The sequence below is a fragment of the Granulicella arctica genome, assembly GCF_025685605.1.
Taxonomy (GTDB): Bacteria; Acidobacteriota; Terriglobia; order Terriglobales; family Acidobacteriaceae; genus Edaphobacter; species Edaphobacter arcticus.
Map to the genome: position 1 here is coordinate 76,007 of NZ_JAGTUT010000002.1, position 13,674 is coordinate 89,680.

Genomic DNA, 13,674 nt, shown 5'->3' on the forward strand with positions numbered 1-13,674 from the left:
TGAATCAACTCCACTGGCTGAAACGATTGAACCTCTTATGTCTGACCTTTAGTAACTCATTCCTTGACACCCCGATGGGTACTATGAAACATTCTCGACGAACTTGAAAACGTTTCCAAAAGGTCGCCAACTTAGCCGACCGTCAATCTTCACTTGATCCACTGCATGCTTCTGCCGTTCACGACTCATTGCTGACGCATCATTTTGGAGGCTACGTGAAGAGATTTCTAGAAGCAGTGATCTTTGGTGGTGCGCTCCTTTTTGCACCGCTCGCACTTCGGGCCCAGGAATATCGCGGAACGATTCAAGGCACCATCACCGACCAAAAAGGCTATACCGTAGGCGGCGCTTCAGTTGAAGCAGCCAGCGACCAGCAGAGATACAAAATTATCACGGACACCAAGGGTTACTTCGTCATTCCCTTCGTTCAGCCCGGCACCTACACCCTGTCCGTTCAAGCCAAGGGGTTTCGACATGAAGTACGCACAGGTCTCATCCTCGATGTAGCTCAGAAGCTTGACTTGCCCATCAAACTCACCGCAGGCGGTATGTCAGACACAATTACCGTGTCCACCGACGAGGTCCAGCTTGCAACTACAGATGCTTCCGGCGGCACCGTCATGGATCCGGAGGAGGTACAGAATCTTCCGCTGAACGGTCGCCAGGTGTACTCGCTGCTCGCCCTAACACCCGGTGTAAAGTTCACGCAGACACAGTTCGGCGCTGGCGGCTACTCCGGAACCCGCGCATGGGACACCTCAAACGCTTATTCAATCACCGGCCAACCGGGCAGTTACAACCAATTCCTTCTCAACGGAGCACCCATCTCACAACAAGGTGGAGGAGCCTCGGGAACCTGGAACTTCTCACCGAGCATTGATGCTGTCGCTGAATTCAAGGTCATGACTATAACCTTCGACGCCCAGTACGGGCGTGTTGGCGGCGGCGCCATCAACACCATTCTCAAGAACGGCACACCTCATTTTCACGGCACGCTTTATGATTTCTGGCGCAACTCAGCCTTGGACGCAAATACTTATCAACTCGATCAGCAAGGCGCAACCAAGCCCTATCACAACCAGCATCAGTTTGGCGGTTCCGTAGGTGGACCGTTTCTGAAGCACAATGCCTTTTTCTTTTTCAGCTATGAGGGTTGGCGCGAGGTGCTTCCAGCTGGAGTCGTCACCACTGTGCCAACCTCCGACCTGCTGCCCGGCCCCGACGGAAGCGTCAATCTGACCAATTACCTAGCTGCCGTCAGCAAGACCCAGATCTACGATCCGAACACCACCGCATGTGCAGTCCCGACCGCCGGCGGTTGCAGTCAATACACACGAACAGCCTTCGTGAATAACACCATCCCAGCTTCGCGCATCAGCCCCATCGGCGTAAACATACTTAAGCTCTTCCCTGCGCCAAATCGTCCTGGTTACACCAACAACTACGTGTTCAACGGGAAAGACACCTACCGCTACAACATGCCAATCGCACGTGTCGACTATAACTTTAGCGACCGCACAAAGCTCTATGGCATCTTCGCATGGTGGGCCGGGCATGAGAATCGCAACTCAAACGGACTTACCGGTCCTGCCATTCAGGGCAACATCGATAACTATCGCTCGAGCATCACCCAGGTGCTGGATCTCACCCACACTTTCTCCAGCAGACTCGTGGCAGACGTTCGCCTCTCCTTCAACCGGTACTACACCCTCGGACCGGACGGATCCGTCGCTGCAGGTCAGGCGACACTGACGGCCGCAGATCTAGGGCTGAGCATGCCGCAACTCCCCACCACGACCCACGACTACGCGCCCGAGATCCAGATCAATGACAACTTCCCCAACATCATTGGCAACACAGGCGATCCCAACATCTTCGAAACGTATGATCTGGGCCCTTCCGTCACCCAGACCATTGGCAAACACACCCTCCACTACGGCGGAGAGTTCTCGCTCTACCACGACGTGACCGGCGGCGTCGGCCAGCCGAACGGGGTCTTCACCTTCGGCACTGGCTTCACGCAGCAGAACCCCTTCCAGTCGAACAAGGATGGCTCCTCCATCGCAGAGACCCTGATGGGCTATGCGAATGGCGGCAGCGTGCAATACTCCTTCGCACCGTATGAGTCCTACGACTACTTCGGCTTCTTCGCCCAGGATGACTTCAAGGTCACGGGTAAGCTCGCCGTCAACGCCGGTCTGCGATGGGACGAGGAGCGTTCGCCGCGAGAACGACATAACAGGCTCCTGGCTGGCGTCTGCCTCACCTGCCCGAATCCAATCGGTACCCAGCTCGGCATGCCGATCCTGGGAGCGGTGCAGTTTGCCAGCGATAGCCTCTCTGCCTACGACAACAACACCGGCTACTTCCAACCAAAGATCGGCCTCTCCTATAGCCCCAACCGAACTATGGTCTTTCATGGCGGCTACACGCTCTCAAAGGCCCTCGGCATTGAGCTTGGCGGCGCATCGGCTTTCAGCCAGAATACAAACTATAACTCCTCACCAGATGGCGGTCTGCACCCTGCAACTGCCTTCCGCAGCGGCACGCCCTATCCGAACGGCTACATCGTTCCACCCGGCACCTCGCAGGGCGCAGCCACGCTCAACGGTACAGGCTTCGGCATCGACCAGCGTGATCGCAAGATACCGATTGTCCAGCAATACACCATCGGCTTCCAGACTCAACTGCCGTACGGCATCGTCGCCGACCTCGTCTACCTTGGAGCGCATACCTTCCGTCTGCGCGCGTCAAAACAACTCAACGGCCTCACACCCGGAGATTTCCAGAAAGGTCATGACGATCCAAACTACCTCGATCAGCAGGTCACCAATCCCTTCTATGGAATCCTTCCGAACACCGTTTCGCTCGGCCAAAATCCCACTATCCAGGCGAAGTTCCTCAAGGTTCCCTACCCGCAGTACGATGGCAATCTCTACGAGTACACGGCCTCTGCCGGGTACAGTAACTACAACTCCATGCTTGCGAAGCTCGAGAAGCGGTTCAGCGGTAACGGAGGTCTCAGTAAGGGTCTTAGTTTCCTTGGCTCCTTCACGTGGTCGCGCCTGATGTCGGCCACCGGTTATCTCAACAACAACGGAGCCAGCCTCGTCGACGCCAGTCCCTACTACGGCGTCGATGGTACTGATCAACCCTGGAACTTCGCCTTCAGCGGCCTCTACGGTCTGCCTGTCGGGAGAGGAGGCATGCTCGCGAGCAACGCACACGGCGTTCTCGGAGCGGTCATCAACGATTGGCAGTTCGAATGGATCTTCACTAACAACGGTGGAACACCAAGCGGCTTCCCAAACAACGACATCTACACCTGCGGCGGAAGCTACAACATTCGCCCCGCGAAACGTAGTTACAAGAGCTACCTGAACAACACAGAAAATAATTGCTTCACCACCTTTCCCGAGTACACCGCCGTGACCCAGAAGCCACTCACGACCAGTGTTCGTAATCCATCCGGCCAGCAGACAGCCTTTGGACTTGAGAAGAAGTTCCACGTTCGCGAAGGAATGAACCTGCAGTTCAAAGGAGAGGCCTTCAACGCGACCAACACCCCCATCTTCGGCGGGCCCAACACCGGCGGTCCGGAGCAGGCACCCTCGCGAAACACCAGCGTAGGTGACCCAACCCAACCCGGAGCCTGGTCTGGATACGGAACGATCGGCTCTACCGAGCAGAACTTTCCACGTCAGATACAACTCTCGCTGAAGCTACTATTTTAATCTGCTATAAGTCATAGCAACTAGGCGGAAATACTGAAACATTTCGTATCTCCGCCTACTAGCCTTTCAAGAGGAACAAATGCTGACCAGACTCATAGGTTCTCTTCTCTCCGTACTACTCTGCACCGCACCTTGTTTAGCACTGCAAGAATCTGGGACCCTGGAGAATAAATCCGACTACCCCCGCGAGACCAAACAAGGCATAGCAGCACTGCAAGCCTGGTACGTTCAAGATACCGGCCTCTACCAGGGAATCGGCTGGTGGAACTCCGCGAACGCTACCACCGTAGTGATCGACTACATGAGAGCAAGCCACAATCGGGACTATCTTCCAAACCTCGCCAACACCCTGCAAAAAGCACAGACCAGGTACAGCGGATTTCTAAATACCTACTATGACGATGAAGGGTGGTGGGCTCTCGCCTGGATCGACGCCTACGATCTCACCAAGGATGAGCGCTATCTCACCATGGCCGCCTCCATCTTCGCCGACATGACTAAAGGCTGGGATGACACCTGTAACGGCGGTATTTGGTGGAGCAAGGACAAGACTTACAAGAACGCTATCGCCAACGAGCTATTCCTCTCCGTAGCCGCTCATCTGGCAGCACGCGCTCACGCGAGCGAAGAGCGCGTCCAGTACACCGCATGGGCAAAAAAAGAATGGCAATGGTTCGCGAATACAGGCATGATCAACGCTGACCATCTGGTCAACGATGGCCTGGTCACCGCCTCCTGCAAGAACAACCTGAAAACCACTTGGTCCTATAACCAGGGAGTGATCGTAGGTGGTCTTGTCGAATTGAATCGTATAGCTCCCGATCCCACCCTGCACAAAACTGCCGGCTTTATAGCACAGGCGACCCTTCTCCACCTTACCGATGCCGACGGTGTGCTCCACGATACCTGCGAGCCAAAATGTGGAGAAGACGGGATACAGTTCAAAGGCATTTTTACACGCAATCTTGAGGCTCTCCAGAACACCTATCCAGATCCCCGCTACCAGGTCTTCTTCGACGTCAATGCACAAAGCATTTTGATGAAATCACAGGGACCAAATCATCAATTTGGTCAGGTATGGTCTGGTCCCTTCGACGCCGGCGATGCAGGAAGTCAAAGCTCTGCACTCGACACGTTAGTAGCCGCCTCCGGTTCAAATCATCGCTCTCACGCTGTCCCAAAGAAGTAAGCCCTAAGTGCAACCAACTTGATCACAGACACAACGCTAATAACGCTTACTTAGGGTCAGCAGTAATTCCGCCAAGATAGGCGAGATACGCTTCCAATCGCGCAGGCATCGTTCGATAGAAGACGTTCAGTCCTTCCTTCCGCGAGGTAATCAAACCAAGCTCCGTCAGCACCTTTAAATGATGAGAGAGCGTGGCCTGTGAGATCGTATGCTTCGCGTGCATCTCGCCGCAGAACAACTCCTCGTGCTGAGCAATCTGCGTGTAGATAGCTAACCGATTAGGATCACCGAGAGCCTTGCCTATCTGCGCCACTTCACCATCGGTAATCCGCTTCATAGACATGTCAGACGCTAAATCCACCAAACAGGGCATTCTTTGCAAAGACGTGAATCCAACTATATCGATGCTCATCTAAATAGTCACGACACCCAAAAAGGTTGTACGGACGGAGACTCGATATGTGGATTGTACGACTTGCGCTTGATCGCCCCTATACCTTCATCGTCGCGGCCATCCTCATCCTCGTGCTGGGCTTCTCGTCGATCGCCACCACCCCCACCGACATCTTCCCCAATATCGACATACCCGTGGTCACCGTCATCTGGTCCTACTCCGGTCTTCCCGCAAAGGAGATGGAGCAGCGCGTCACCACCTTCAGCGAGTTCGTCATGGCCGTCGTCAACGACGTAAAATCCATCGACTCCCAGACCACCAGCGGTGCCAGCGTCATCAAGATATCGTTCCAGCCACAGGTACATATAGACGCAGCCATGTCGCAGGTCGATGCGGCCGTTAATTCCATCCGCTTCCGGATGCCACCCGGCGTTAACCCACCATGGATTCTAAGATTTAGTGCCTCCACCGTTCCCGTCATCCAGCTCTCCCTCTCAAGCGATACCCTGTCCGAGTCGGAGATCTATGACTACGGTCTCTTCCGCGTACGCCAGCAACTCACCAAGGTCCCCGGCACGTTGCTGCCGACACCCTACGGCGGTGTAGCCCGCCAGATTATGGTCGACCTCGATCAGAACGCGCTCCTCGCAAAAGGCTTGACGCCGTCCGATGTAGCCGCTGCCGTCCAGGCACAGAACGTGACCCTTCCCTCCGGCACCGCAAAGGTCGACACCCGCGAATACACCGTCAGCACCAACTCCAGCCCCGTTGACGCGCTCATGCTCAACGACGTTCCGATCAAGACAGTCAAGGGTTCGCTCGTCTACATGCGCGATGTTGCCCACGTCCGCGACGGCTGGTCCGTCCAGCAGAATGTAGCCCGCGCCAACGGCAAACCCGCTGCCCTTCTGGCCATCATGAAGACAGGTTCGGTATCGACTCTCGACATCGTCAACCAGATCAAGAACGAGGTCCTCCCCGCATCCCGTGCCGCTGCACCCAAGGGCCTGAAGATCACTGAACTCTTCGACCAGTCCATCTTCGTCAAAGCCTCGATCGTCGGTGTCCTTCGAGAAGGAGTCATCGCCGCCAGCCTCACCGCGCTCATGATCCTGCTCTTTCTCGGAAGCTGGCGGAGCACCCTCATCATCGCCATCTCCATCCCGCTCTCGATCCTCAGCTCCATCATCGTGCTCAGTGCCATCGGCGAAACGATGAACACCATGACGCTCGGCGGTCTCGCACTCGCCATCGGCATCCTTGTAGACGACGCCACCGTCACCATCGAAAACATCCACCGCCACATGGGCAAGCAGCCGCTCCGGGAGGCCGTCCTCATCGGTGCATCCGAGATCGCCACCCCAACGCTCGTCTCGACGCTCACCATCTGCATCGTCTTCGTCTCCGTCGTCTTCCTCACCGGACCAGCAAAATATCTCTTCACCCCCATGGCACTCGCCGTGGTCTTCGCCATGCTCGCGTCCTACGTCCTCTCCCGCACGCTGGTCCCGGTCCTGGTCAACTTCTTCCTAGGCGCAGAGGACCACTCCGGCGAAGCCAGCCACACAAAGCGCGGCATCTTCGGACGCATCAACGACCGCTTCAACCAGGGCTACACCTGGGTGCAGGACCGCTATACCCACTCCCTCCAGACTCTACTCGACAACAAAAAGCCAGCCCTCATCGCCTCCATACTCATCATGTCAACCGCCTTCGTCCTGCTTCCCTTCGTAGGGCGAGACTTCTTCCCCTCCGTGGACGGTGGTCAGATCAAGCTGCACATTCGCGCCAAACCCGGCACACGCATCGAGACCACCAAGGTCCTCTTCAGCCAGGTCGAAGAGAAGATCCGCAGCACCATCCCCGCCGATGAGACCGAACTCATCATGGACAACATTGGTCTCACCCCCGAGACCTTCAACTACGCCTTCGGAGATGGTGCAACCATCAGTAGCGCCGACGGCGAAGTCCTCATTGCCCTCAACGCCAAGCACCACGGCCCCACACAGGAGTACGTGAAGCAGCTACGGTCGCAACTGCAGCAGCAGTTCCCCGACCTCACCTTCTTCTTTCAGCCCGCCGACATGGTCACGCAGATCCTCAACTTTGGCCTCCCCGCACCCATCGACGTCCAGGTGCAGGGCTACGATCCCGCCAACTACGACATAGCCCGCCACCTCCGCGAACGCCTCGCCACCGTGCCCGGCACAGTCGACGTCCACATGCACCAGGTCGTCGACGCACCCGACCTCCACCTCGACGTCGACCGCACCCGCGCCGCACAGTTCGGCCTCACCCAGCAGGACGTGGCCAACAGCCTCTACATCTCCCTTAGCTCCAGCGCCGCCGTCCAGCCAAACTTCTGGCTCGATCCGAAGATGGGCATCACCTACTCCGTCGCCGTCCAGACACCGCAGTACAGACTCGACTCCATCAACGCCCTCCAAAACACGCCCATCCCCATCCACACCATCAGCAACCGCACCGAGATGCTCGGCAACATGGCCACGCTCACGCCCGCCGTCCTGCCCGTCGTCATCAATCATCACAACGGCGCACCCGTCTTCGATATCTTCGCCAACACGCAGGATAGCGACCTCGGCTCCATCGCCACAAAGATCAACCGCATCGTTCAGGAAGAGAGTGTCAACCTCCCGCCCGGCACAAAAATAGTCATTCGCGGTCAGGTCGAAAGCATGAACGAGGCCTTCAACCGCCTCGGTCTCGGTCTAGCCTTTGCAGCCCTTCTCGTCTACCTCCTGATGGTCGTGAACTATCAAAGCTGGCTCGATCCCTTCATCATCATCTGCGCCCTCCCCGGTGCCTTCTGCGGAGTCGTCTGGGCGCTCTTCCTTACCCAGACCACCTTCAACGTCCCCAGCCTCATGGGAGCGATCATGTCCATCGGTGTAGCCACCGCAAACTCGATCCTCCTCGTCACCTTCGCCAACGAACTTCGCGCCCAGGGCATGGCACCGCTCGAAGCCGCAGTCACCGCCGGTTACACCCGCCTCCGACCCATCATCATGACGGCCTTCGCCATGATCATCGGCATGCTCCCCATGGCGCTCGGCGTCGGTGAGGGCGGCGAGCAGAACGCTCCGTTAGCCCGCGCCGTCATCGGCGGTCTCGCCGTAGCCACCTTCGCTACTCTCTTCTTCGTCCCCTTGATGTTCACCCTGATCCACGGAAGAAACTCCAGCACGCAACAGGAGGCAGCATGAGCCAGCAAACCGAAACCGCCCCCGTCCAGCACGCCACACAGTCTGCCAAGGGAACCTCCAGCACCCTCGTAAGAATCACCGGCGCCGTGCTGGTACTCCTCGTGCTCATCGCCATTGGCATCTTCCCGCGCATCGCCCGCCAGCATGAAGCTCTCGCCGCCGTCCGCGAAGCGCCCGCCACCCATCCCGTCGTCACGCTCATCCACGCAACGCAGGGCGAGCCCACGTCGGAGCTTCAACTCCCCGGCAACATCGTCCCTCTTTACACCGCCAACCTCTACGCCCGCGTCGAAGGCTACCTCGAGCGTCGCAACGTGGACATCGGGGCCAATGTCCGCGCAGGTCAGATCCTCGCCATCATCTCCGCACCCGAAGTCGACCAGCAGCTGCTCCAGGCCCGCGCCACCCTCGCCCAATCCGAAGCCGCACTCGAACAAGCCAAGGCAGGCCTCGAGCAGGCCAAAGCCAACGCCGAACTCACACGTCTCACCAAAGAGCGTGACGTTCCCCTCGGCGAACAGCACGCCATCTCCCAGCAGATCGTCGACAGCGCCGTCCAGCTTCACAACGCGCGCCTCGCCGACGTCTCCGCCGCCGCCGCCAACATCACCGCCGCCACAGCCAACATCACCGCCAACCGCGCCAACGTCTCGCGCCTCCTCCAGATGCAGGGCTTTGAGCACATCGTCGCACCCTTCGACGGCGTCATCACCGAGCGCAACATCGAGCGCGGCGATCTCATCACCACCGGCAGCGCCTCCGCCGGCAAGCCACTCTTCAGCATCGCGCAGAGCGGCACCCTCCGCATCCAGGTCGACGTCCCCCAATCCGAAGCCGTCAACATCAAGGATGGCCAGAAGGCCTCCGTCGACGTCAAGGAGCGCCTCGGCCGTGCCTACACCGGCACCGTCACCCGCAACGCCGGAGCACTCAACGACGCCGCCCGCACCATGCTCACCGAGGTTCAGGTAGACAATCGCGACGGTTCCCTTCTCCCCGGCATGTACGCCCAGGTCAAGTTCACCCTGCCCCAGCAGCGCACGTCCCTCATCATCCCGACCAGTTCCCTCGTTGTCGACCGCAGCGGCATGCACGTCGTCGTCATCAACGCCGACCACACCGTCCACTTCCTGCCCGTCAAGATCGGCAAGGACATGGGCAAAGAAGTCGAGGTTCTAAGCGGCATCCAGGGTCAGGAACAGTTAGTCGCCAGCCCCAACGATCTCCTAAGCGAGGGTGAACATGTCGACGTACGCTGAGCATCTCCCCACTCCGAACAAAATCATCCCAGCCCTCATCGCCGGTCTTCTTACATGGATCGTCCTCGGCTGCAACGTCGGTCCCAACTACGTCCGCCCAACAGCCGTAGCCCCGCAGGCCTATCGCGGAGCCCTCGCCCCCGACGTCACCACCGCCACCCCAACCTCGACCCTCGCCGACCAGCAGTGGTCCACGGTCTTCGAAGATAAGACTCTCCAGCGCCTCGTCACTGAAGCTCTCCAGAACAACCTCGACCTCCGCATCGCCGCCCAGCGCGTACTCCAGGCGCAAGCGCAGGTCGGCATCAACCGGTCACAGCAGCTACCCTCCGTCAGCGCAGGCGGCAGCTTCTCCGCCCTGCAGGTCCCCTCCTCCTTCGCCAGTAAAAACGCCAACGGCACCCCCGGAGCCTCCTACTTCGATGGCGGCGGCTTCAACGCCTCCAGTGCATGGAACCTCGACTTCTGGGGCCTCTACCGTCGTCAATCCGAGGCCGCCCGAGCCGACCTCCTCGCCACCGAGTGGGCCCGCAAAGCCACCCGCTCCGCCATCGTCGAAGGCGTAGCCCAGGCCTACTTCCAGCTCCGCAGCCTCGACGCCCAGCTACAGATCACCGGCAACACCATCAAGGCACGCGAAGACTCCCTCAAGCTAGTCACCTCGCTCGAGCAGTACGGCGCAGGCTCACTGGCCGACACCCGGCAAGCCGAAGAACTCCTCCACGCCGCCCGCGCCAACCTCCCCGACATCCGCCGCCAGATCGCCATTGAGGAGAACACCATCAGCATCCTCCTCGGTCGCAATCCTGACGCCGTCGATCGCGGCCTGTCCGTCGATCAGCAGCCCCATCCGCAGGAGATCCCCGTCGGTGTACCGTCGCAGCTTCTCGAGCGCCGCCCCGACATCCAGCAGGCCGAAGCAAAGCTCATCGCTGCCAACGCGCGCATCGGTGTCGCCAAGGCACAGTTCTTCCCCAATATCTCGCTCACCAGCCTCGGCGGTTCCGCCAGCAATCAGCTGCAATCCGTCTTCTCCGGCAAGAACGCCTACTGGTACGCCGCCGCATCGTTCTCCGAGCCCATCTTCGATGGCGGCCGCATTCGCAGCAACTATCACCTCTCCCAGGCCGAGCAGCAGGAGATGCTCCTCGACTACAAGAAGACCATCCTCAACGCCCTCAAAGACGTCTCAAACTCCCTCGTCTCCTACAAGGAAACCCGCGAACGCCGCGAAGCCAAGACCGCCCAGGTCACCTCCGCCGCAGACGCCGTCCGCCTCGCCCGCCTCCGCTACTCCGGCGGCAACACCAGCTACCTCGAAGTCCTCACCACAGACACCGACCTCTACGACGCACAACTCACACTGGCCCAGGCACAGGAGCAGGAAGCCGCATCCCTCGTCGAACTCTACGCCGCTCTAGGCGGAGGCTGGCAGTAGCCCCCAACTAAGTAACCGTCATGAACAACCCGTAGAACACTGTCATCCTGAGCGAAGCGTCTCGCGGCTGTTTGCGAGACGCGCAATCGAAGGACCTACGGTCTTCTTTACACAACGATTCGTTGCGGCACAGCACTCGTATGCGCAACAGACTTTCAACACTAAGCCGTAGGCTTATCCGGCACCGGCTCCACCGCACAAAACTGGTCCAGAAACCGCACCCCATACGAGCCCACCAACTCCTCAACCCGCTCTGCTGAGTCTGACCGCACGATCAAGCCCGCATGGTGATGCTTCTGCAAGCGGTGCACGATCTCCGCATCCTGGTACGCCCCCGTATCAGGGTGCTCCTGCCGCGCCAGGCAGATCACACTCCCCGCAAAACCACCCTTCAACTTCGGCAAACTATACTGCTCGCCCCGAGCCACAGCCACCTCGATCCGTGCCCACTCAACCCATGGATTGAGCCCCGTCGCAGCCTCCACCACCTCCGCAATGTACGCTCCACCCACCCGCGCAGCGCTCTCAAGAAAATAGAACTTGCCATCCGCAGCAGACTTGATGAACTCCGTATGCGTCACACCCGAGACCATTCCCAGCGCCTTGATCACCTCGCGATGCGCAGCCACCAAACCCTTCGCATCAGCCGATTTGGGACTCAGCGCTCGCGTCGTAAACACACCGCCCTGGTGCATCGTCTGCATCGGCGGATGACCATACTGGTGCGGTGCGGCAAACAGCACCTTACCCTCCCACGTCACACCCTCCACATGGAAGACCTCACCCTTCACAAACCGCTCCATTACGTAGTGGCTCTGCAGGTCGCCGAGCGTATCCAGCCCCCGCCAAAGATCTTCAGGTGTCACGATATTCTTGATCCCGATGGCCGACGCATTCGTCCGCGGCTTCAGCAGCCACGGCCCGGGCACCGCTGCCATGTAGCTCCGCAGATCGTCGTAATTGAAAACACCCGTAAACTCCGGGACCGGCACACCCGCCGCCTTCGCCTGTGTCCGCATCGCCAGCTTGTCGCGAAAGAACGCCGTAGCCGAGAGCCCCATCCCCGACAAGCGCAGGTGCTCCCGCAGCATCGCCGCCGACTCAAGATCAAACTCATCCAGCGCCACAATCCGGTCGATCCGCCGTGACCGCGTCAGGTACATCACCGTGTTCAGCAACTGCTCTGGCGTCAACTTATCCGGCATCGTGATCAGCTCCGTCAGCTCCTCACGTGGCCAGTCCGCATCGCGTAGCGACTCCACCGTCAGCAGGATCACATCGGCCCCCTGCCGATGCACCTCCCGCAAAAACGCCTGCCCCTTCTCATACGTGCTGATGCAGAAAATCGTCGGCTTACTCATCCCCACCTCATGTTGAAAAGAGTGCTCCACGCCTGAAACATCGGACGTGGGCTCGCCACAAACTTACTTGACCGGTTCTTCCGCAAACGTCTGCTTCACACCATCCTCAAGCGACGTAAACGGAGCCGTATACCCAGCCTCGCGAAGCCCCGCAACATCAGCCTCGGTAAAGTGCTGATACCGATTCTTCAGATCGCCCGGGAACGGAATGTACTCAATCTTCGCCGGACCATGCACCGCGATCAGCGCCTCGGCCACAGCCTTGAACGTCCGCGCCTCACCCGTCCCTGCATTCACCACCGCCTGCACAGGCTCCTCGGGACTATCCGGCAGCAGCCCCGCAAAGAACATGTTGATCCGTGCCAGGTCCTTCACAAAAACAAAGTCTCGCCGCTGCTCGCCATCCGCATAACCGCCCGACCCCTCAAACATCCGGATCACGCCTGTATCCCGCATCTGCTTTGTAAAGTGATGAATCACACTGGCCATCCGCCCTTTATGCTGCTCACGCGGTCCATACACGTTGAAGTACCGCAGCCCCACAACCGTGCTCTTCACCTCAGGCATCAGCCGCCGAAAGTAGTTATCGAACACCAGCTTCGAGAAGCCGTACACATTCAGCGGCTTCTCATTCTCCTCGACCTCTGCGAACGTCTCGCTCAACCCATACGTAGCCGCCGTCGATGCGTACACCAGCGGAATCTCCTGGTCGATCGCAAAGTGAAACAGCTCCTTCGTATAGGTGAAGTTGTTGTCCATCATGTAGCGGCCGTCATCCTCAAGGGTGTTCGAACAAGCCCCCTGGTGCAGGATCGCCCGCACCTCAAGCTCCTCAAAGTCGCCCGCATTCAGCGCCGCGCGAAACTCCCGCTTGTCCATGTAGTCCACATACTTGGCACCTGTCAGGTTCAAAAACTTAGGCCCCGAAAGGTTCGCCGCTGGCTCCAGGTTGTCGACCACGAGAATGTCCGTCTCGCCAATCGCATTCAGCTCATGAACCAGGTTGCTACCAATAAAACCCGCACCACCCGTAACAATAATCAATTCAAATCTCCAATCGCGAACTTGTTAAGAT

Annotated in this window: 8 protein-coding genes; 5 read left to right on the forward strand and 3 right to left on the reverse strand. The window is 58.7% G+C overall.

All coding sequences use genetic code 11. The features are described from left to right. Window positions 1-215 precede the first annotated feature (215 nt). The gene (locus tag OHL20_RS20300; protein ID WP_263385125.1) at window positions 216-3,734 is read left to right on the forward strand and encodes a TonB-dependent receptor; all 3,519 of its coding nucleotides are present in this window, start codon (window positions 216-218) and stop codon (window positions 3,732-3,734) included. Between the two features lie 79 nt (window positions 3,735-3,813). Beyond that, window positions 3,814-4,923, forward strand: coding sequence for a glycoside hydrolase family 76 protein (locus tag OHL20_RS20305; RefSeq protein ID WP_263385126.1), 1,110 nt, complete (start codon window positions 3,814-3,816; stop codon window positions 4,921-4,923). Between the two features lie 46 nt (window positions 4,924-4,969). Here the strand turns inward: OHL20_RS20305 and OHL20_RS20310 are convergent, their stop codons facing one another. Next, window positions 4,970-5,266, reverse strand: a complete 297-nt coding sequence (locus OHL20_RS20310) for an ArsR/SmtB family transcription factor (protein ID WP_263385127.1) — start codon at window positions 5,264-5,266, stop codon at window positions 4,970-4,972. A gap of 116 nt (window positions 5,267-5,382) precedes the next feature. Between OHL20_RS20310 and OHL20_RS20315 the strand changes: the two genes are divergently transcribed. From OHL20_RS20315 to OHL20_RS20325, 3 genes are read left to right on the forward strand one after another with little or no spacing between them, the layout of a single operon-like run. Beyond that, window positions 5,383-8,541 (forward strand): efflux RND transporter permease subunit, encoded by a 3,159-nt coding sequence (locus OHL20_RS20315; protein ID WP_263385128.1) that lies wholly within the window; start codon window positions 5,383-5,385, stop codon window positions 8,539-8,541. Further along, a complete protein-coding gene (locus OHL20_RS20320) occupies window positions 8,538-9,800 on the forward strand; it encodes an efflux RND transporter periplasmic adaptor subunit (RefSeq protein ID WP_263385129.1) in 1,263 nt (420 codons plus the stop codon). Before OHL20_RS20315 ends, OHL20_RS20320 begins: the two co-directional genes overlap by 4 nt. Continuing rightward, on the forward strand, window positions 9,784-11,238 hold the full coding sequence (locus tag OHL20_RS20325) for an efflux transporter outer membrane subunit (RefSeq protein ID WP_263385130.1): 1,455 nt from the start codon (window positions 9,784-9,786) through the stop codon (window positions 11,236-11,238). The genes OHL20_RS20320 and OHL20_RS20325 overlap by 17 nt, the downstream gene beginning before the upstream one ends. A gap of 161 nt (window positions 11,239-11,399) precedes the next feature. Here OHL20_RS20325 and OHL20_RS20330 read toward each other — a convergent pair whose 3' ends face one another. Both OHL20_RS20330 and rfaD read right to left on the reverse strand, forming a co-directional pair. After that, window positions 11,400-12,599, reverse strand: coding sequence for an ATP-grasp domain-containing protein (locus tag OHL20_RS20330; RefSeq protein ID WP_263385131.1), 1,200 nt, complete (start codon window positions 12,597-12,599; stop codon window positions 11,400-11,402). A 63-nt stretch (window positions 12,600-12,662) separates the two neighbouring features. After that, window positions 12,663-13,643, reverse strand: a complete 981-nt coding sequence (gene rfaD / locus OHL20_RS20335) for an ADP-glyceromanno-heptose 6-epimerase (protein WP_263385132.1) — start codon at window positions 13,641-13,643, stop codon at window positions 12,663-12,665. Window positions 13,644-13,674 lie beyond the last annotated feature (31 nt).